The 19,659-nt window shown below is 58.0% G+C and carries 17 protein-coding genes; 13 read left to right on the top strand and 4 right to left on the bottom strand.

What is annotated here, in order from left to right; all coding sequences use genetic code 11:
- Positions 1–6: 6 nt before the first annotated feature.
- The 4 genes from leuC to leuL all read right to left on the bottom strand — a co-directional run bounded on the left by leuC (position 7) and on the right by leuL (position 4,256).
- Positions 7–1,407, bottom strand: a complete 1,401-nt coding sequence (leuC, locus tag ACLI4M_RS13635; protein WP_048914825.1) for a 3-isopropylmalate dehydratase large subunit — start codon at positions 1,405–1,407, stop codon at positions 7–9.
- Positions 1,407–2,495: a 3-isopropylmalate dehydrogenase gene (gene leuB, locus ACLI4M_RS13640; RefSeq protein ID WP_048914826.1), complete on the bottom strand. Its 1,089-nt coding sequence runs from the start codon at positions 2,493–2,495 to the stop codon at positions 1,407–1,409. The genes leuC and leuB overlap by 1 nt, the downstream gene beginning before the upstream one ends.
- Complete coding sequence (gene leuA, locus ACLI4M_RS13645) at positions 2,496–4,064, bottom strand: 2-isopropylmalate synthase (protein ID WP_133624537.1); 1,569 nt, start codon at positions 4,062–4,064, stop codon at positions 2,496–2,498.
- A gap of 93 nt (positions 4,065–4,157) precedes the next feature.
- Positions 4,158–4,256, bottom strand: coding sequence for a leu operon leader peptide (leuL, locus tag ACLI4M_RS13650; RefSeq protein WP_208864893.1), 99 nt, complete (start codon positions 4,254–4,256; stop codon positions 4,158–4,160).
- A 463-nt stretch (positions 4,257–4,719) separates the two neighbouring features.
- Between leuL and ilvI the strand changes: the two genes are divergently transcribed.
- From ilvI to murG, 13 genes are all read left to right on the top strand, one after another.
- A complete protein-coding gene (ilvI, locus tag ACLI4M_RS13655; protein WP_048914828.1) occupies positions 4,720–6,444 on the top strand; it encodes an acetolactate synthase 3 large subunit in 1,725 nt (574 codons plus the stop codon).
- Positions 6,445–6,446: 2 nt separating this feature from the next.
- On the top strand, positions 6,447–6,938 hold the full coding sequence (ilvN, locus tag ACLI4M_RS13660; protein ID WP_048914829.1) for an acetolactate synthase small subunit: 492 nt from the start codon (positions 6,447–6,449) through the stop codon (positions 6,936–6,938).
- Between the two features lie 160 nt (positions 6,939–7,098).
- Entirely contained in the window at positions 7,099–8,109 is a 1,011-nt protein-coding gene (gene cra, locus ACLI4M_RS13665) for a catabolite repressor/activator (protein WP_048914830.1), read from the top strand.
- Positions 8,110–8,655: 546 nt separating this feature from the next.
- Positions 8,656–9,114 (top strand): division/cell wall cluster transcriptional repressor MraZ, encoded by a 459-nt coding sequence (mraZ, locus tag ACLI4M_RS13670; protein ID WP_048914872.1) that lies wholly within the window; start codon positions 8,656–8,658, stop codon positions 9,112–9,114.
- 2 nt (positions 9,115–9,116) lie between these two features.
- Positions 9,117–10,058: a 16S rRNA (cytosine(1402)-N(4))-methyltransferase RsmH gene (gene rsmH, locus ACLI4M_RS13675; RefSeq protein ID WP_048914873.1), complete on the top strand. Its 942-nt coding sequence runs from the start codon at positions 9,117–9,119 to the stop codon at positions 10,056–10,058.
- On the top strand, positions 10,055–10,375 hold the full coding sequence (ftsL, locus tag ACLI4M_RS13680; protein WP_048914874.1) for a cell division protein FtsL: 321 nt from the start codon (positions 10,055–10,057) through the stop codon (positions 10,373–10,375). The genes rsmH and ftsL overlap by 4 nt, the downstream gene beginning before the upstream one ends.
- A 15-nt stretch (positions 10,376–10,390) precedes the next feature.
- On the top strand, positions 10,391–12,157 hold the full coding sequence (locus ACLI4M_RS13685; RefSeq protein ID WP_048914875.1) for a peptidoglycan glycosyltransferase FtsI: 1,767 nt from the start codon (positions 10,391–10,393) through the stop codon (positions 12,155–12,157).
- Positions 12,144–13,631, top strand: a complete 1,488-nt coding sequence (murE, locus tag ACLI4M_RS13690; RefSeq protein WP_133624535.1) for a UDP-N-acetylmuramoyl-L-alanyl-D-glutamate--2,6-diaminopimelate ligase — start codon at positions 12,144–12,146, stop codon at positions 13,629–13,631. Before ACLI4M_RS13685 ends, murE begins: the two co-directional genes overlap by 14 nt.
- On the top strand, positions 13,628–14,989 hold the full coding sequence (gene murF / locus ACLI4M_RS13695; protein WP_133624533.1) for a UDP-N-acetylmuramoyl-tripeptide--D-alanyl-D-alanine ligase: 1,362 nt from the start codon (positions 13,628–13,630) through the stop codon (positions 14,987–14,989). Before murE ends, murF begins: the two co-directional genes overlap by 4 nt.
- Complete coding sequence (mraY, locus tag ACLI4M_RS13700; RefSeq protein WP_048914878.1) at positions 14,983–16,065, top strand: phospho-N-acetylmuramoyl-pentapeptide-transferase; 1,083 nt, start codon at positions 14,983–14,985, stop codon at positions 16,063–16,065. The genes murF and mraY overlap by 7 nt, the downstream gene beginning before the upstream one ends.
- Before the next feature lie 2 nt (positions 16,066–16,067).
- The gene (murD, locus tag ACLI4M_RS13705; protein ID WP_133624532.1) at positions 16,068–17,384 is read left to right on the top strand and encodes a UDP-N-acetylmuramoyl-L-alanine--D-glutamate ligase; all 1,317 of its coding nucleotides are present in this window, start codon (positions 16,068–16,070) and stop codon (positions 17,382–17,384) included.
- Positions 17,384–18,592, top strand: a complete 1,209-nt coding sequence (gene ftsW, locus ACLI4M_RS13710) for a cell division protein FtsW (RefSeq protein WP_048914880.1) — start codon at positions 17,384–17,386, stop codon at positions 18,590–18,592. The genes murD and ftsW overlap by 1 nt, the downstream gene beginning before the upstream one ends.
- Before the next feature lie 3 nt (positions 18,593–18,595).
- A complete protein-coding gene (murG, locus tag ACLI4M_RS13715; protein WP_048914881.1) occupies positions 18,596–19,654 on the top strand; it encodes an undecaprenyldiphospho-muramoylpentapeptide beta-N-acetylglucosaminyltransferase in 1,059 nt (352 codons plus the stop codon).
- Positions 19,655–19,659: the final 5 nt, after the last annotated feature.

The raw sequence follows: 19,659 nt of genomic DNA on the forward strand, positions 1-19,659 counted from the left end.
AATTCCTTACGCCAGCTCACGAATGTCGGCAAAATGGCCGGCTACGGCTGCTGCGGCTGCCATCGCCGGGCTGACCAGATGAGTGCGTCCGCCGCGCCCCTGGCGACCTTCAAAGTTACGGTTGCTGGTGGAAGCGCAGCGTTCACCCGGGCTGAGGCGGTCGTTGTTCATGGCCAGGCACATCGAGCAGCCTGGCAGGCGCCATTCAAAACCCGCATCAATAAAGATCTTATCCAGACCTTCCGCTTCCGCCTGAGCTTTCACCGGGCCGGAACCGGGCACCACATACCCCTGCACGCCAGCAGCGATCTTATGGCCTTTTACCACCGCCGCCGCCGCGCGCAGATCTTCAATGCGCGAGTTGGTACAGGAGCCGATAAACACTTTGTCGATGCGCACATCGGTCAGGCGAATACCGGGTTTGAGATCCATATAGGCCAGCGCTTTTTCCGCAGAGGCGCGTTCCACCGGGTCGCTGAACGACGCCGGGTCCGGGATGAGATCGCTGACGGCGATCACCTGGCCGGGATTGGTGCCCCAGGTTACCTGCGGCGCAATATCGGCGGCATCCAGCGTCACCACTTTGTCGAACTGCACGCCATCATCGGATTTTAGCGTGCGCCAGTAATCTACCGCCTGCTGCCACTCAGCCTCTTTCGGGGCAAAGCGACGGCCCTTAACGTAGTTAAAGGTGGTGTCATCAGGCGCAATCAGCCCGGCCTTCGCGCCCAGCTCAATCGCCATGTTGCACAGGGTCATGCGGCCTTCCATGCTCAGGGCTTCCACCGCTTCGCCGCAGAATTCGACCACGTGACCGTTGCCGCCGCCGCTGCCGGTTTTACCGATAATCGCCAGCGCGATATCTTTCGCGGTAATGCCCGCCGCCGTTTTGCCGCGCACTTCCACCTTCATGGTTTTCGCCCGCGACTGTTTCAGCGTCTGCGTGGCCAGCACGTGTTCGACCTCGGAGGTGCCGATACCAAACGCCAGCGCGCCTAACGCGCCGTGGGTGGAGGTATGGGAATCACCACAAACGATAGTCATGCCCGGCAGCGACAGGCCCTGCTCCGGCCCCATCACGTGTACGATGCCCTGAAACTGATGGTTCAGGTCAAACAGCTGCACGCCGAACGCCTCACAGTTTTTCATCAGCATCGACATCTGGATACGCGCCATCTCGCCGCTGGCGTTGATGTCCCGCGACTGGGTGGAGACGTTATGATCCATGGTGGCAAAGGTTTTTGACGGCTGGCGCACCGGGCGGCCGTGCGCGCGCAGGCCGTCAAATGCCTGCGCTGAGGTCACCTCATGGACGAGGTGACGGTCAATATAGATCAGCGGTGTTTCATTGGGTGCTTCGTGCACGACGTGCGCATCAAACAGCTTCTCGTACAGTGTTTTCATCATTATGCTTCGCGAATAAACCGGGCAATCACGCTGCCCATTTCATCGGTGCCGATCGCTTTACCGTTACCGGCCAGGTCGCCGGTGCGATAACCCTCTTCCAGCGCGCGGTTAATGGCGTGCTCAATTGCGTCGGCGGCGTTTGCCGCATTCAGGCTGTAGCGCAGCAGCAGGGCCAGTGACAGGATCTGCGCCACCGGGTTAGCGATATTTTTCCCGGCGATATCCGGCGCGGAACCGCCCGCCGGTTCGAACAGACCAAAGCCTTTCTCATTCAGGCTGGCGGAGGGCAGCATGCCCATCGAGCCGGTGATCATCGCGCATTCGTCCGACAGGATGTCGCCAAACAGATTTGAGCACAGCATCACGTCAAACTGCGACGGCGCCTTGATCAGCTGCATGGTGGCATTGTCGATATACATATGGCTCAGCTCAACGTCCGGGTAGTCCTGCGCCACTTCGTTAACAATCTGACGCCACAAAATAGAGGACTGCAGCACGTTAGCTTTATCGATCGAGGTTACCTTGTTGCGGCGTTTGCGCGCTGACTCAAAAGCGATACGCGCAATGCGTTCAATTTCGAAACGGTGATAAACCTCGGTGTCGAAAGCGCGCTCATGCATTCCGCTGCCTTCACGCCCCTTTGGCTGGCCAAAATAGATGCCGCCGGTCAGTTCACGCACCACCAGAATGTCGAAACCCTGGTCGGCAATGTCGCGGCGCAGCGGGCAGAAATCTTCCAGCCCCTGATACAGGCTGGCCGGGCGCAGGTTGCTGAACAGCTGGAAGTGCTTACGCAGCGGCAACAGTGCGCCGCGCTCCGGCTGTTCTGCAGGCGGAAGGTGTTCCCATTTTGGGCCACCGACCGAGCCGAACAGAATCGCATCCGCCTGCTCACAGCCTTTAATCGTTGCCTGCGGTAACGGCTCACCGTGGCGGTCAATAGCGATGCCGCCGACGTCATATTCGCTGGTGGAGATGCGCATGTTGAAGCGCTCGCGTACTGCGTCCAGCACTTTGCTGGCCTGAGCCATCACTTCCGGGCCGATGCCATCACCGGGTAATACTGCAATATGGTAGCTGCTGGACATTTATACGGCTTCCTTCTGATCTTTCATCTGCGACTTACGCTGCAATTCCTGCTCGACCTGGCGTGCGCGCCAGATGTTATTCAGTGCGTTAACCATGGCTTTTGCTGAAGACTCAACGATATCGGTCGCCAGACCGACGCCGTGGAATTTACGCTCGTTGTACTGCACCACGATATCTACCTGGCCCAGCGCATCTTTACCGTGGCCTTTGGCGGTCAGCTGATAGTTGATCAGCTCAGCATCGAAATCGGTGATGCGGTTGATCGCCTGATAGACCGCATCAACCGGACCGTTACCGGTAGCGGCTTCGGTTTTCTGCTCATCACCGCAGCCCAGCTGCACGGTGGCGGTAGCAATTACGGTAGAACCGGACTGCACGTTGAAGGTGTCCAGCTTGAAGTATTCCGGCTCTTCAGACTGCTTGTTGATAAACGCCAGCGCTTCCAGGTCGTAATCGAAGACCTGGCCTTTCTTATCGGCCAGTGCTTTGAAGGCCTCGTACAGCGTATCCATGTTGTACTCGGCTTCGGTGTAGCCCATCTCTTCCATGCGGTGCTTCACGGCAGCGCGGCCGGAGCGCGAAGTCAGGTTCAGCTGTACCTGCTTCAGACCGATAGATTCCGGGGTCAGGATTTCATAGTTTTCGCGGTTCTTCAGCACGCCATCCTGGTGGATACCGGAGGAGTGGGCGAATGCGTTGGAACCGATAATCGCTTTATGTGCCGGGATAGGCATATTGCAGATTTTGCTGACGGTCTGGCAGGTACGGTAAATCTCCTGATGATTAATGCGCGTGTGCACATTCATCAGCTGGCTGCGGGTTTTAATCGCCATGATCACCTCTTCCAGCGCGCAGTTACCGGCACGCTCGCCCAGGCCGTTCATGGCGCCTTCAACCTGGCGCGCACCGGCATTTACCGCGGCCAGCGCGTTGCCGACCGCCATGCCCAGGTCATCATGGGTATGGACGGACAGGATCGCTTTATCGATATTGGGTACGCGTTCGCGCAGGGCGCTAAAGATGTTGGCGTATTCGTAAGGCAGGGTGTAACCGACGGTATCCGGGATGTTGATGGTGGTGGCACCGGCATTAATCGCGGCTTCTACCACGCGGCACAGGTCATCGATTGGCGTTCGGCCGCCGTCTTCGCAGGAGAACTCCACATCGTCGGTGTAGTTACGGGCGCGCTTCACCATCTTCACCGCACGCTCAATCACTTCTGGCAGGGTACTGCGCAGTTTGGTGGTAATGTGCATCGGCGAGGTCGCCAGGAAAGTGTGGATGCGGTAGACCTCCGCCACGCGCAGCGCTTCGTAGGCTGCGTCGATATCTTTTTCCACACAGCGTGCCAGACCGCAAACCCGGCTGTTCTTAATCTGGCGGGCGATGGTCTGCACCGATTCAAAATCACCCGGGGAGGAGACCGGGAAGCCGACCTCCATGACGTCGACGCCCATACGTTCCAGTGCCAGGGCAATTTGCAGCTTTTCTTTCACACTCAGGCTGGCCTGTAATGCCTGCTCGCCATCGCGCAGAGTGGTATCGAAAATAATGACTTGTTGGCTCATTGGGTTGTTCCTTGTCGTGTTTACGTCGCCGGTTGCCGCGAGCATAAAAAAACCCGCGCATTGGCGCGGGTTTCTTAGTTTTGCAAGCCTGAATCAGTGATTGATTCCGCCCACAAGTCTACCGCGCAATGAGGATGCGTTTAGTAGTAGACCGAGTAGGCGGGTGGAACGAATCATTGAATCAGACCCCATAAATTGTAAAGTGGCTTTATTGATACCCGATCAAACCTAGGGCTGTCAACCATCAATAACAATCCGCTGCGCATGGTCATTATTCAGCCGACCGGGCATTCGATGCCACAGAGTTTTAATAACAAAACGATCACAATGCAAATAACCGGGCAGCAGTATATTCCGCTTTTGGAATGCCTTATTTTCAGTGTAATTGTCGCTGGCAAGGGTAGGGCGGCAGAGCCTTAATTAACGCTTTGCGCACTCGTGGTGTGGTTTGCCGTTTGCCTGCCAACTTTTCTACGGTTATGGTATTTGCGATAAACGCCCACAAGAATTCATAACTCAATAACGTTTATCCAACGAGTGGGGCTGCGCCCTGTACCTGGATGTTGGAAATGATTTCCAATTTCTGAGCATAAAAAACAGGTTTTGACCTTATCTGTCCGCAGATAAATCAGCACCTTAAAGCCTGGAGGCAAAAATGGAGATGTTGTCAGGAGCCGAGATGGTGGTCCGATCGTTAATCGATCAGGGCGTAAAACATGTATTCGGCTATCCCGGTGGAGCGGTCCTCGATATCTATGACGCTCTGCAAACCGTCGGCGGTGTAGATCACATCCTGGTCCGTCACGAACAGGGCGCTGTGCATATGGCGGATGGTTACGCCCGTGCCACCGGTGATGTCGGCGTGGTGCTGGTCACCTCCGGTCCCGGTGCCACCAATGCCATTACCGGTATTGCCACGGCCTATATGGACTCGATCCCGATGGTGGTGCTCTCCGGTCAGGTGATGTCCTCGCTTATCGGTTATGACGCCTTCCAGGAGTGCGACATGGTCGGGATCTCCCGTCCTGTGGTGAAACACAGCTTTATGGTGAAGCGGGTTGAAGATATCCCGACCATCATGAAGAAAGCTTTCTGGCTGGCTGCCAGCGGTCGTCCTGGCCCGGTGGTGGTTGACCTGCCAAAAGATATGATGAACCCGGCGAACAAACTGCCTTACGTCTGGCCGGATGAAGTGAGCATGCGCTCTTACAATCCGACGACGCAGGGTCACAAAGGTCAGATTAAGCGTGCATTGCAGACGCTGCTGGCGGCGAAAAAGCCGGTGATCTATGCCGGTGGCGGTGTGATTAATGCAGCCTGCCACGAAGAGCTGCTGACGCTTGCCGAGAAACTGAATGTTCCGGTGACCACCTCGCTGATGGGGCTGGGCGCCTTCCCGGGCACGCACCGTCAGTGCGTGGGGATGCTCGGCATGCACGGTACCTACGAAGCCAACATGACGATGCATCACTCCGATGTGATCTTCGCCGTTGGCGTGCGCTTCGATGACCGTACCACCAACAATCTGGCAAAATACTGCCCGAATGCCACCGTGCTGCACATCGATATCGACCCAACATCGATCTCGAAAACCGTGGCCGCCGATGTGCCGATCGTGGGTGATGCGAAGCAGGTGCTGCAACAGATGCTGGAGCTGCTGGGCCAGAGCGACGTGCAGCAGAATTATGACAGCGTGCGCGACTGGTGGCAGAGCATTGAGCAGTGGCGTTCCCGTCAGTGCCTGGAGTTCGACCGCACCAGCGATAAGATTAAGCCGCAGGCGGTGATCGAAACCATCTGCCGTCTGACCAAAGGTGAAGCCTATGTCACCTCTGACGTGGGTCAGCATCAGATGTTTGCCGCGCTTTACTATCAGTTCGACAAGCCGCGCCGTTGGATCAACTCCGGCGGTCTCGGCACCATGGGCTTCGGCCTGCCGGCTGCGCTGGGCGTCAAGCTGGCGCTGCCGCAAGAAACCGTAGTCTGTGTGACCGGTGACGGCAGTATTCAGATGAATATTCAGGAGCTGTCTACCGCGCTGCAGTACGGCATTCCGGTGCTGGTGCTAAACCTCAACAACCGTTTCCTCGGCATGGTGAAGCAGTGGCAGGATATGATCTACTCCGGTCGCCATTCACAATCTTATATGGAATCACTGCCTGACTTCGTGCGCCTGGCGGAAGCCTATGGCCATGTTGGTATCTCGATCAATCGCCCTGACGAGCTGGAATCGAAGCTGACAGAAGCACTGGAACAGTTAGGCAAAGAGCGCCTGGTGTTTGTTGACGTCAACGTTGATGGCACCGAGCACGTCTACCCGATGCATATTCGCGGTGGCGGTATGGACGAAATGTGGCTGAGCAAAACGGAGAGGACTTAATTATGCGTCGTGTATTATCGGTTCTGCTGGAAAACGAATCCGGCGCATTGTCCCGCGTGGTGGGTCTCTTCTCCCAGCGTGGCTACAACATTGAAAGCCTGACCGTGGCGCCAACGGACGACCCGACGCTGTCACGCATGACCATTCAGACCGTCGGTGACGAGAAGGTGATTGAGCAGATCGAAAAGCAGCTGCACAAGCTGGTGGACGTGCTGCGCGTCAGTGAGCTGGGCCAGGGCGCTTTCGTCGAGCGTGAGATCATGCTGGTGAAGATTCAGGCCAGCGGCTACGGTCGCGAAGAGGTGAAACGCTCGGCGGAGATCTTCCGTGGGCAGATCGTTGACGTCACGCCATCGCTTTACACGGTTCAGCTTGCGGGTACCAGCGATAAGCTGGATGCCTTCCTCAGCACCGTGCGCGAAGTGGCGGAAATCGTTGAAGTTGCGCGCTCCGGCATTGTTGGCGTGTCGCGCGGCGATCGTATCATGCGGTAATTTCACCAGGTGACGATCAGAATTGTTTGCTAACCCGGCGTAATGCCGGGTTTTTTTATTTGTCACAAAGCGCCTGCTGCGGATGAAAAGCGGTTGCTCGCCACACTTTTCTGCGGTTAGATGTGACAAATGCTAATCCATAAAGAAGTGTGGGGTTATTGTGAAACTGGATGAAATTGCGCGCCTCGCGGGTGTTTCGCGCACGACGGCCAGCTATGTGATTAATGGCAAGGCTAAGCAGTATCGTGTCAGCGATAAAACCGTCGAGAAAGTGATGGCGGTGGTGCGTGAACATAATTACCACCCTAACGCGGTGGCGGCAGGGCTTCGCGCCGGTCGTACGCGCTCAATAGGGCTGGTGATCCCCGATTTGGAAAATACCAGCTACACCCGAATTGCTAACTATCTGGAACGCCAGGCGCGCCAGCGCGGCTATCAGCTGCTGATCGCCTGTTCAGAAGATCAGCCCGATAACGAAATGCGCTGCGTTGAGCATCTGCTACAGCGCCAGGTCGATGCAATTATCGTCTCGACCTCACTGCCGCCGGAACATCCGTTTTATCAGCGCTGGGTCAATGATCCGCTGCCGATCATTGCGCTGGACCGGGCGCTGGATCGTGAGCACTTCACCAGCGTGGTCGGTGCCGATCAGGACGATGCAGAAGCGCTCGGTGCTGAACTGCGTAAGCTGCCGGCGAAATCGGTGCTGTTCCTTGGCGCGCTGCCGGAGCTGTCCGTCAGCTTCCTGCGCGAGCTGGGCTTCCGCGATGCGTGGAAGGGCGATGAACGACCGATCGACTTTATCTATGCCAACAGCTTTGAGCGCAGCGCAGCGGCGGCCCTGTTCGAAAATTATCTCGACACCCACGAGATGCCGGAAGCACTGTTCACCACCTCTTTCGGCCTGCTGCAGGGCGTGATGGACGTGACGCTGAAACGTGAAGGGCGTTTACCACAGGACCTGGCGATTGCCACCTTTGGCGACCACGAACTGCTGGATTTCCTTGAGTGCCCGGTGCTGGCAGTGGGCCAGCGTCATCGCGATGTGGCAGAGCGCGTGCTGGAACTGGTGCTGGCCAGTCTTGATGAGCCGCGCAAGCCAAAGCCGGGGCTGACGCGTATTCGCCGTAATCTTTATCGCCGTGGGCGTCTGAACCGCAAAGCAAACTAAGACAGTGGGCGCGCAACGTCGCGCCCATTATTTCCGCCCCCGTTTGTCCAGAACCAATCTGAGCCACCTTTGGCCCCCTCCTCACATTTAAGCGTCCGCGCTCAGCCAGACAGGTAAATAAAAGTAAAGCCCAGCCGTCGGCGTCAGCTTTTGATTATAAAACTTAACGTTTATAAATAAGTTGTTGCACCTGTCGCCACGCGCCTGCCGCAGAGAATCTGCATCACGCTGGGAAAGTGTTAGGAAATGCCTTAAAATGCCGCCGGTGTCGCAAAGCGGGCAGTTTATTTTTTACGGTCAAAATGTGGTATTTTTTTGAGCAGCTTAAAGGTGTGTGAGAATTTCCTGCCACTATTCATTAGTTTATTTTTGAATTCTCTCCTCAGGCGGTTTGTTTCTAACTTCCCTACGTTTTATCTCACGAAGAAATAATGCCAATCCGCTATTACTGCGGCTTGACAATGTTTTCCTCTGCTCCGTACACTCTTTTGGTGGGAATTTGTGGAGTAAAGTGGTGATTTTGGGTATCTGGGGGGTGAGGCTGACATGTTCCGGGGAGCAACGTTAGTCAATCTCGACAGCAAAGGCCGGCTTGCCGTGCCAACGCGCTATCGCGAAACGCTGATCGGGGAATCACAGGGGCAAATGGTCTGTACCATTGACCTCCACCAGCCATGCCTGTTGCTTTACACCTTACCCGAATGGGAAATCATTGAACAAAAGCTGTCGCGTTTATCCAGCATGAACCCCGCAGAGCGCCGTGTACAACGCCTCCTGCTGGGGCACGCCAGTGAATGTCAGATGGATAATGCAGGCCGTTTACTGCTGGCGAATACGCTTCGTCAACATGCGAGCCTGACTAAAGAAGTGATGCTGGTTGGGCAGTTCAACAAGTTTGAACTGTGGGATGAACAGACCTGGTATCAACAAGTCAAGGATGATATTGACGCAGAGCAGTCCTCACAGGAACCCCTGTCTGAGCGGCTGCAGGATTTGTCGTTATAGCTATGCAGGATACTTACAAACACAGAACGGTGCTGTTAGACGAGGCGGTAAGCGGCCTCAATATCAAACCTGACGGCATCTACATTGATGGCACTTTTGGCCGCGGCGGACATTCACGCCTGATCCTCTCCCAGCTGGGCGAGCAGGGTCGTTTATATGCTATCGACCGCGATCCGCAAGCTATCGCAGCCGCTGCTGAGATTAACGATCCTCGTTTCAGCATCATCCACGGTCCGTTTTCTGCACTGGCAGAGTATGCCGAAGAGCGCGGCCTGCAGGGGAAGATTGATGGGATCCTGCTGGATCTGGGCGTCTCCTCACCGCAGCTGGATGATGCCGAACGTGGATTCTCCTTTATGCGTGACGGGCCGCTGGATATGCGTATGGACCCGACGCGCGGCCAGTCAGCTGCCGAATGGCTGCTGAAAGCGGAAGAGGCGGATATCGCCTTCGTGCTGAAAACCTTCGGTGAAGAGCGTTTCGCTAAGCGCATTGCCCGCGCCATCGTTGAGCGCAATCGTGAACAGCCGATGACGCGCACCAAAGAGCTGGCCGAGGTGATTTATGTCGCCACGCCGGTGAAAGACAAATTCAAACACCCGGCCACGCGCAGCTTCCAGGCAATCCGTATCTGGGTAAACAGCGAACTCGAAGAGATTGAACAGGCGCTGAAGGGCGCACTGAGCGCGCTGGCCCCGGGTGGTCGACTGTCGATTATTAGCTTCCACTCGCTGGAAGACCGCATTGTGAAACGCTTTATGCGCGAGCAGAGCCGCGGACCGCAGGTGCCACATGGCCTGCCGATGACCGAAGCCCAGCTCAGCAGCCTGGGCGGTCGCCAGCTGAAAGCGCTGGGCAAAATGATGCCGGGCGACAGCGAAGTGGCCGATAATCCGCGCGCGCGCAGTTCCGTATTACGCATCGCGGAGCGAACGGCATCATGATCGGTAACGAGCGCCACAATTTACCCGGCGTCATCGGTGGTGACCTGTTACGCCACGGCAAGATCGCTCTGATTTTGCTGATTGCGGTGCTGGTAACTGCCGTGACGGTGGTGACCACCGCGCATAAAACCCGCTTGCTAACCGCACAGCGTGAACAGCTGGTACTGGAGCGGGATGCGCTGGATATCGAATGGCGCAACCTGATCCTCGAAGAGAATGCGCTTGGCGATCACAGCCGGGTGGAACGTACAGCTACGGAGAAACTTCAGATGCAGCATGTTGATCCTTCGCAGGAAAATATTGTGGTACAGCAATAAGGACGCCCGGACTCAATGAGAGCCGCAAATAAGACGCAGAAGTCGAAACGCACGGAAGATCAGGCCAGCTTTGTCAGCTGGCGTTTTGCGTTGTTGTGTGGCTGTATTTTCCTTGCGCTGGCAGGGTTGCTGCTGCGCGTGGCCTATCTGCAGGTGATCAATCCTGACCGCCTGGTGCGTGAAGGGGACATGCGCTCCCTGCGCGTGCAGGCTGTACCGACCTCACGCGGCATGATCAGCGACCGCGCTGGCCGCCCGCTGGCCGTCAGCGTACCGGTCAACGCCATCTGGGCCGATCCGAAAGAGTTGCACGACAAGGGTGGCATTACGCTCGACAGCCGCTGGAAGGCGTTGTCTGACGCGTTGTCGATTCCGCTCGACCAGTTAGCCGCACGCGTGAATGCCAATCCTAACGGCCGCTTCGTTTATCTGGCGCGTCAGGTCAACCCGGCTATTGGCGACTATGTGAAAAAACTCAAGCTGCCGGGCATCTTTCTGCGCGAAGAGTCACGCCGCTACTATCCTGCCGGGCAGGTCACTTCTCACCTGATTGGCTTCACTAATATCGACGGCCAGGGTATTGAAGGCGTTGAAAAAAGTTTTGATAAGTGGTTAACCGGCCAGCCGGGCGAACGTACCGTGCGTAAAGACCGTAACGGCCGCGTGATTGAAGATATCTCCTCGGTGGACAGCCAGGCGGCGCATAACCTCGCGCTGAGCATCGACGAACGCCTGCAGGCACAGGTTTACCGCGAGCTGAACAACGCCGTGGCGTTTAACAAAGCGGAGTCGGGCACCGCGGTGCTGGTGGATGTCAACACCGGCGAAGTGCTGGCAATGGCTAACAGCCCGGCCTACAACCCGAACAACCTCTCCGGCACGACAAAAGATGTGATGCGTAACCGCGCGATTACCGACATCTTCGAGCCTGGTTCCACCGTGAAGCCAATGGTGGTAATGACCGCACTGCAGCGCGGCGTGGTACGTGAAGGCAGCGTGCTGAACACCGTGCCTTACCGTATTAACGGCCACGAAATTAAAGACGTGGCGCGCTATAGCGAACTGACCCTGACCGGGGTGCTCCAGAAATCGTCCAACGTCGGTGTTTCTCGACTGGCGCTGGCGATGCCTTCCAACGCGTTAGTAGATACTTACTCACGTTTTGGTTTCGGCAAAGCGACCAATTTGGGGTTGGTCGGAGAAAGCAGTGGCATATACCCTCAAAAACAACGGTGGTCTGACATAGAGAGGGCCACCTTCTCTTTCGGCTACGGGCTAATGGTAACGCCGTTACAGCTAGCGCGAGTCTACGCAACGATGGGCAGCTATGGCATTTATCGCCCGCTGTCGATTACCAAAGTTGACCCGCCGGTGGCGGGTCAGCGCGTCTTCCCTGAACCGCTGGTGCGCACCGTGCTGCACATGATGGAAAGCGTTGCCCTGCCGGGCGGCGGTGGCGTTAAAGCGGCGATCAAGGGTTACCGCATCGCGATTAAAACCGGTACGGCGAAGAAAGTTGGGCCGGACGGGAAATACGTCAATAAATACATTGCTTATACCGCAGGTGTTGCACCTGCAAGCAACCCTCGTTTTGCGCTGGTGGTGGTGATTAACGACCCGCAGGCCGGCAAATATTACGGTGGTGCGGTATCCGCGCCGGTATTTGGCGCCATCATGGGCAGCGTGCTGCGCACCATGAACGTTGAACCGGATGCCATACCCACCAGTGACAAAAGCGAGATGGTAACTAACAAGAATGAGGGATCGAGTGACCGATCGTAATCTGCGCGACTTACTGGCTCCATGGGTGCCTGCTGCGCCCGATCGCCCGCTGCGTGAAATGACGCTGGACAGCCGTGAAGTGGCCTCCGGCGATCTGTTTGTGGCAGTGAAAGGCCATGCGGCTGACGGCCGTCGTTTTATTCCCCAGGCCATTGCTCAGGGCGTGGCGGCGGTCATCGCGGATGCCGAAGGTGAAGCGGAAGATGGGCAAATTGTAGAGATGCACGGCGTGCCGGTTATCTACCTTGCCCAGCTCTCACAGCGTTTATCAGCCCTGGCCGGGCGCTTCTATCAGCAGCCAGGCGAAAAGCTCAAGCTCATTGGCGTGACCGGCACTAACGGCAAAACCACCACTACGCAGCTGCTGGCGCAGTGGGCGCAGCTGCTGGGTGAAACCGGCGCGGTGATGGGGACCGTCGGCAACGGCGTGTATGGCCAGCTGGCCCCGGCGGAAAATACCACCGGCTCAGCGGTTGACGTTCAGCATCTGCTGGCATCGCTGGTCAACAAAGGCGCCACGCTGGCGGCGATGGAGATCTCCTCGCACGGCCTGGTGCAGCATCGCGTAGCGGCCCTGCCGTTTGCGGCTGCCGCCTTTACCAATCTCAGCCGCGACCACCTCGACTACCACGGCGATATGGCGCGCTATGAAGCCGCGAAATGGCTGCTGTTCTCTGAGCATCAGGTCGGCCAGGCGATTATCAACGCCGATGATGAAGTCGGCCGCCGCTGGCTGCAGCAGCTGCCTGACGCCGTTGCCGTCACCATGGAAAACAATTTACAGCCTGGCTGTCACGGCCGCTGGCTGAAAGCCACTGACGTTCGCTATCACGACGGCGGGGCTTCCGTGCGCTTTGAGTCAAGCTGGGGCAACGGTGAAATTGACAGCCGCCTGATGGGCGCATTCAACGTCAGCAACCTGCTGGTGGCGCTGGCGACGCTGCTGTCTCTGGATTATCCACTGATGGCGCTGGTCGCTACGGCAAGCCAGCTGTTGCCGGTTACCGGGCGCATGGAAGTGTTTAGCGCGCCGGGAAAACCGACGGTAGTGGTGGATTATGCGCACACGCCAGACGCGCTGGAAAAAGCGCTGAGCGCCGCGCGACTGCACTGTAAAGGGCAGCTGTGGTGCCTGTTTGGCTGCGGCGGCGATCGCGATAAAGGCAAGCGCCCGCTAATGGGGGCGATTGCCGAGCAGTTCGCCGATGTGGTGGTGATCACCGATGATAACCCGCGCAGTGAAGATCCGGCGGCGATTGTGGCCGATGTGCTGACTGGCCTGCTGGACCCCGGCCGCGCCCGCGTGGTAATGGGGCGTGCGCAAGCGGTCACTAACGCGGTGATGCAGGCGCAGGAAGGCGACATTGTAGTGGTGGCTGGCAAAGGCCACGAAGATTACCAGATTATCGGCAGCCAGCGCCTTGATTACTCTGACCGCGTGACCGTGGCGCGTCTGCTGGGGGTGATAGCATGATCGCCTTCACTCTGCAGCAGCTGGCTGAGATCACCGGCGGCACGCTGTACGGCGCTGACCGCAGCATCACCGAAGTGACCACCGACACGCGTAAGGTGAGCGCAGGCTGCCTGTTTATCGCCCTGAAAGGCGAACGCTTCGATGCCCATGACTTCGTCGGTGACGCTATCAGCGCTGGCTGTTTAGCGCTGCTTGTGAGTAAGCACTTACCTGTCGCGGTAGCGCAGGTTGTGGTCGCTGACACCCGCATTGCCCTCGGCCAGATCGCGGGTTGGGTGCGTCAGCAGTCCACTGCCCGCGTCGTCGCGCTCACCGGTTCCTCCGGCAAAACCTCGGTTAAAGAGATGACCGCCGCCATTCTGCGTGAATGTGGCGAGACGCTTTACACCGCGGGTAACCTGAATAACGACATCGGCGTGCCGCTGACGCTGCTGCGCCTGACCGAAGCTCACCAGTATGCGGTGATCGAACTGGGGGCTAACCACCAGGGTGAGATCGCCTATACCACCGAACTGACGCGCCCGGAGACGGCGCTGGTCAATAACCTGGCCGCAGCGCACCTGGAAGGGTTCGGGTCGCTGGCGGGCGTGGCGAAAGCCAAAGGTGAGATTTTCAACGGTCTGCCGCTGCACGGCACCGCTATTATCAACAGCGACAGCAACGACTGGCCGCACTGGCAGCAGACGCTGCACGGCAAAACCGTCTGGCGCTTCTCACCGGAGCCGCAGGCTGACTGTGATTTCAGCGTCTCTGAGGTGAAGTTCAGCGCTAAGGGTACCCATTTCACGCTGCACAGCCCGCAGGGCGACATCGCGATTACCCTGCCGCTGCCGGGCCGTCACAACATTGCTAACGCGCTGGCCGCGGCGGCGCTGGCCCTCTCTGTCGGAGCGCCGCTCACGGCGGTGCAGCAGGGGCTGAGCCAGCTTAAAGCCGTGCCGGGGCGCCTGTTCCCGATCGCACTGGGTGAAAACAAGCTGCTGCTGGATGACAGCTACAACGCCAACGTCGGTTCAATGACCGCCGCCGCGCAGGTGCTGGCTGAAATGCCGGGCTACCGCGTAATGATCGTCGGCGACATGGGCGAACTGGGGGCAGAAGCCGCCGAGTGTCATCGTCAGGTCGGCGAAGCGGCTCGCCTGGCCGGCATCGATAAAGTTTTAAGCGTGGGCACGCTCAGCCAGGGTATCTCTGATGCCAGCGGCGTGGGTGAGCACTTTACGGAGAAGGCAGCCCTGAGCGCGCGTGCGCTGGCGCTGCTGTCACAGCATTCACACATTACCGTATTGGTTAAAGGTTCACGTAGTACCGCGATGGAGCAGGTAGTGCAAACCTTACAGGAGAAAGGCACATGTTAGTCTGGCTGGCCGAGCATCTGGTCTCTTTATATTCTGGCTTTAACGTCTTCTCCTACCTGACGTTTCGCGCCATTGTCAGCCTGCTGACCGCGCTGTTTATTTCATTGTGGATGGGCCCGCGCATGATCGCCCGCCTGCAGGAAATGTCGTTTGGCCAGGTGGTACGTAACGACGGTCCTGAGTCGCACTTCAGCAAGCGCGGTACGCCGACCATGGGCGGGATTATGATCCTCACCTCCATCACCATTTCGGTGCTGCTGTGGGCTTATCCATCAAACCCTTACGTCTGGTGCGTACTGTTCGTGCTGGTCGGTTATGGCATTGTCGGCTTCGTCGATGACTACCGCAAAGTGGTGCGCAAGGACACTAAAGGCCTGATCGCCCGCTGGAAATATTTCTGGCAGTCGGTGATCGCCCTCGGTGCCGCTTTTGTCATGTATATGATTGGCAAAGACACCCCGGCGACCGAGCTGGTGGTGCCGTTCTTTAAAGACGTGATGCCGCAGCTTGGCCTGCTGTATCTGCTGCTGGCTTACTTCGTGATTGTCGGCACCAGTAATGCGGTCAACCTGACCGACGGGCTGGATGGCCTGGCGATTATGCCAACCGTGTTTGTCGCCGCCGGTTTCGCGCTGGTGGCGTGGGCGACCGGTAACGTGAAGTTTGCCGAGTATCTGCATATCCCTTATCTGCGTCACGCGGGTGAGCTGGTGATCGTCTGTACCGCCATTGTCGGTGCGGGTCTTGGTTTCCTGTGGTTCAACACTTACCCGGCGCAGGTCTTTATGGGGGATGTCGGTTCCCTGGCGCTGGGCGGCGCGCTCGGCACTATCGCCGTGCTGCTGCGTCAGGAGTTTCTGCTGGTGATTATGGGCGGCGTATTCGTGGTGGAGACGCTATCGGTGATCCTGCAGGTCGGTTCCTTCAAACTGCGCGGGCAGCGTATTTTCCGCATGGCACCCATTCACCACCACTATGAATTGAAAGGCTGGCCGGAACCGCGCGTGATTGTGCGCTTCTGGATTATTTCACTGATGCTGGTGCTGATTGGCCTGGCCACGCTGAAGGTGCGGTAATCATGGCTGACTATCAGGGTAAAAAAGTCGTCATCATCGGGTTGGGGCTGACCGGCCTCTCCTGTGTTGATTTCTTTGTCGCACGTGGCGTGACGCCGCGCGTGATGGATACCCGTGTCGTGCCGCCGGGGCTGGAAAAGCTGCCAAAAGAGGTTGAGCGCTGGTTAGGTTCGTTAAACGAAGACTGGCTGCTGGCTGCCGACCTGATCGTGGCCAGCCCGGGAATGGCGCTGGCTCATCCGTCGCTGATGGCGGCGGCGGATGCCGGAGTAGAGATCGTCGGCGATATCGAGCTGTTCTGCCGCGAAGCGCAGGCGCCCATCGTGGCGATCACCGGCTCTAACGGCAAAAGCACCGTCACCACGCTGGTGGGCGAGATGGCGAAAGCCGCAGGCTGGCAGGTTGGCGTGGGCGGCAATATCGGCCTGCCAGCACTGATGCTGCTGGCGCAACCGGCGCAGCTTTACGTGCTGGAACTCTCCAGCTTCCAGCTGGAAACCACCACCAGCCTGCGCGCCGCCGCTGCCACCATCCTTAACGTGACAGAAGATCATATGGATCGCTATCCGCTGGGGATGCAGCAGTACCGTGCGGCCAAGCTGCGCATTTATGAGAATGCCGCCGTCTGCGTGGTCAATGCCGATGATGCGATGACCATGCCGGTGCGTGGTGCCGACACGCGCTGCGTCAGTTTTGGCGCCGACGTCGGCGATTATCATCTCAATCACCAGCAGGGCAGTATCTGGCTGCGGGTGAAAGGCGAGAAAGTGCTGAACACCGATGAGATGCATCTGGTCGGTAAGCACAATTACACCAACGCGCTGGCCGCGCTGGCGCTGGCGGACGCCGTCGCCCTGCCGCGTGCCAGCAGCCTGAAAGCGTTAACCACCTTCGCCGGTCTGCCGCACCGTTTCCAGCTGGTGCATGAGCGCAACGGCGTGCGCTGGATAAATGATTCCAAAGCCACCAACGTCGGCAGCACCGAAGCGGCGCTGAAGGGGTTACAGGTAAAGGGAACGCTGCATCTGCTGCTCGGCGGTGACGGTAAATCCGCCGACTTCAGCGCGCTGGCACCCTACCTGCAGGGGGAGCGAATCCGCATCTGGTGCTTTGGTCGTGACGGTGCGGAGCTGGCTGAGCTGCGCCCGGAAATTGCCGTGCAGACGGAAACCCTGGCTGAAGCGGTGCAGCAGATTAAAACCGTACTGCAGCCTGGCGATCTGGTGCTGCTGTCTCCGGCCTGCGCCAGCCTCGATCAGTTTAAAAACTTTGAGCAGCGCGGCGACGTGTTTGCCCAACTGGCGCGGGAGGCTGACTGATGCGCGTTCCTGGTCTGAGCCTTGCCAGCGGTATTTCTGACCTGCTGAGAAACTGGGTCATGGGGTCGCGCGAAAGCGATACCAACTCGATGGTGCTGTATGACCGCACCCTGCTATGGCTGACGTTTGGCCTGGCGATTATAGGTTTTGTGATGGTGACATCGGCGTCGATGCCGGTTGGCCAGCGTCTTAACGATGACCCGTTCTACTTTGCCAAGCGCGATGCGTTTTACATCCTGCTGGCAATGGGGATGGCGCTGGTGACCCTGCGCGTGCCGATGGATTTCTGGCAGCGCTACAGCAATATCATGCTGCTGGGCACCGTTGCCATGCTGCTGGTGGTGCTGGTGGTGGGTAGCTCGGTTAACGGGGCATCGCGCTGGATCGCCCTCGGCCCGTTGCGTATCCAGCCTGCCGAGCTGTCAAAACTGTCGCTGTTCTGCTATCTCGCCAGCTATCTGGTGCGTAAGGTCGAAGAGGTTCGTAACAACTTTTGGGGATTCTGCAAGCCGATGGGCGTGATGGTGGTGCTGGCGGTACTGCTGCTGGCGCAGCCGGACCTCGGTACGGTGGTAGTGCTGTTTGTCACCACGCTGGCGATGCTGTTCCTTGCCGGGGCAAAACTGTGGCAGTTCCTTGCGATTATCGGCTCCGGGATTTTCGCCGTCTGCCTGCTGATTGTGGCCGAACCCTATCGTATGCGCCGCGTCACCTCCTTCTGGAACCCGTGGGAAGATCCGTTTGGCAGTGGCTACCAGCTGACCCAGTCCCTGATGGCGTTTGGCCGTGGGGAATTCTGGGGCCAGGGCTTAGGTAACTCCGTGCAAAAACTGGAATATTTACCGGAAGCGCACACCGACTTTATCTTCTCGATTATCGGAGAAGAACTGGGTTATATCGGTGTGGTTTTAGCCCTGTTAATGGTATTCTTCGTCGCTTTTCGCGCGATGTCCATCGGGCGAAAAGCTTTAGAGATCGATCAGCGCTTTTCCGGCTTCCTCGCCTGTTCAATTGGCGTCTGGTTTAGCTTCCAGGCACTGGTTAACGTCGGGGCCGCAGCGGGCATGTTACCGACCAAAGGTCTGACGCTGCCGCTGATCAGTTACGGTGGTTCGAGTCTGATTATTATGTCGACCGCCATCGTGTTCCTGTTACGCATAGATTATGAAACGCGTCTGGCGAAAGCCCAGGCGTTCACCAGAGGGTAGTTGATGACTGGAAAGCGACTGATGGTGATGGCTGGCGGAACCGGTGGGCATGTTTTCCCCGGGCTGGCGGTGGCACACCATCTGATGGCGCAGGGCTGGCAGGTACGCTGGCTCGGAACCGCTGACCGTATGGAAGCGGACCTGGTGCCGAAGCACGGCATCGAAATTGATTTTATTCGCATCAGCGGACTGCGTGGCAAAGGCATCAAAGCATTACTGGCGGCGCCACTGCGCATCTTCAACGCCTGGCGTCAGGCGCGGGCGATTATGAAAGCCTGGCAGCCAGATGTGGTTCTGGGAATGGGCGGTTACGTTTCCGGCCCCGGCGGTCTGGCCGCGTGGAGCTGCGGTATTCCGGTGGTGCTGCATGAGCAGAACGGTATTGCGGGTCTGACTAACAAATGGCTGGCGAAGATTGCCAGCAAAGTGATGCAGGCCTTCCCAGGTGCCTTCCCTAAGGCGGAAGTGGTGGGGAACCCGGTGCGAACCGACGTGTTGGCACTGCCTCTGCCGGCGGTACGCTTAGCCGGGCGTGAAGGCCCGACGCGCGTGCTGGTGATCGGTGGCAGTCAGGGCGCCCGCGTACTGAACCAGACCATGCCGCAGGTAGCGGCCAGGCTGGGTGACAGCATTACGCTGTGGCACCAGGTGGGCAAAGGCGCGCTGGACGAAGTGAATCAGGCTTACATTCAGGTGAACCAGACGCAGCATAAGGTGTCCGAGTTCATCGACGATATGGCCGCCGCCTACGCCTGGGCTGATGTGGTGGTGTGCCGTTCCGGCGCGCTGACCGTCAGCGAAGTGGCTGCGGCAGGATTACCGGCGATATTTGTGCCGTTTCAGCATAAAGATCGTCAGCAGTACTGGAATGCCCTGCCGCTGGAGCAGGCCGGTGCCGCCAAAATTTACGAGCAGCCGCAGTTCACCAGTGAGGTGGTGGCGGCAACGCTGGCAGGATGGGATCGCGCAACGCTGCTGAAGATGGCAGAAAAAGCCCGCGCGGTGGCGATCCCGGATGCAACCGAACGTGTCGCAGCTGAAGTCAGTAAAGCGGCCAAATGATTTTT

The sequence above is a fragment of the Erwinia sp. LJJL01 genome (assembly GCF_047300805.2).
Classification (GTDB): domain Bacteria; phylum Pseudomonadota; class Gammaproteobacteria; order Enterobacterales; family Enterobacteriaceae; genus Erwinia; species Erwinia aphidicola.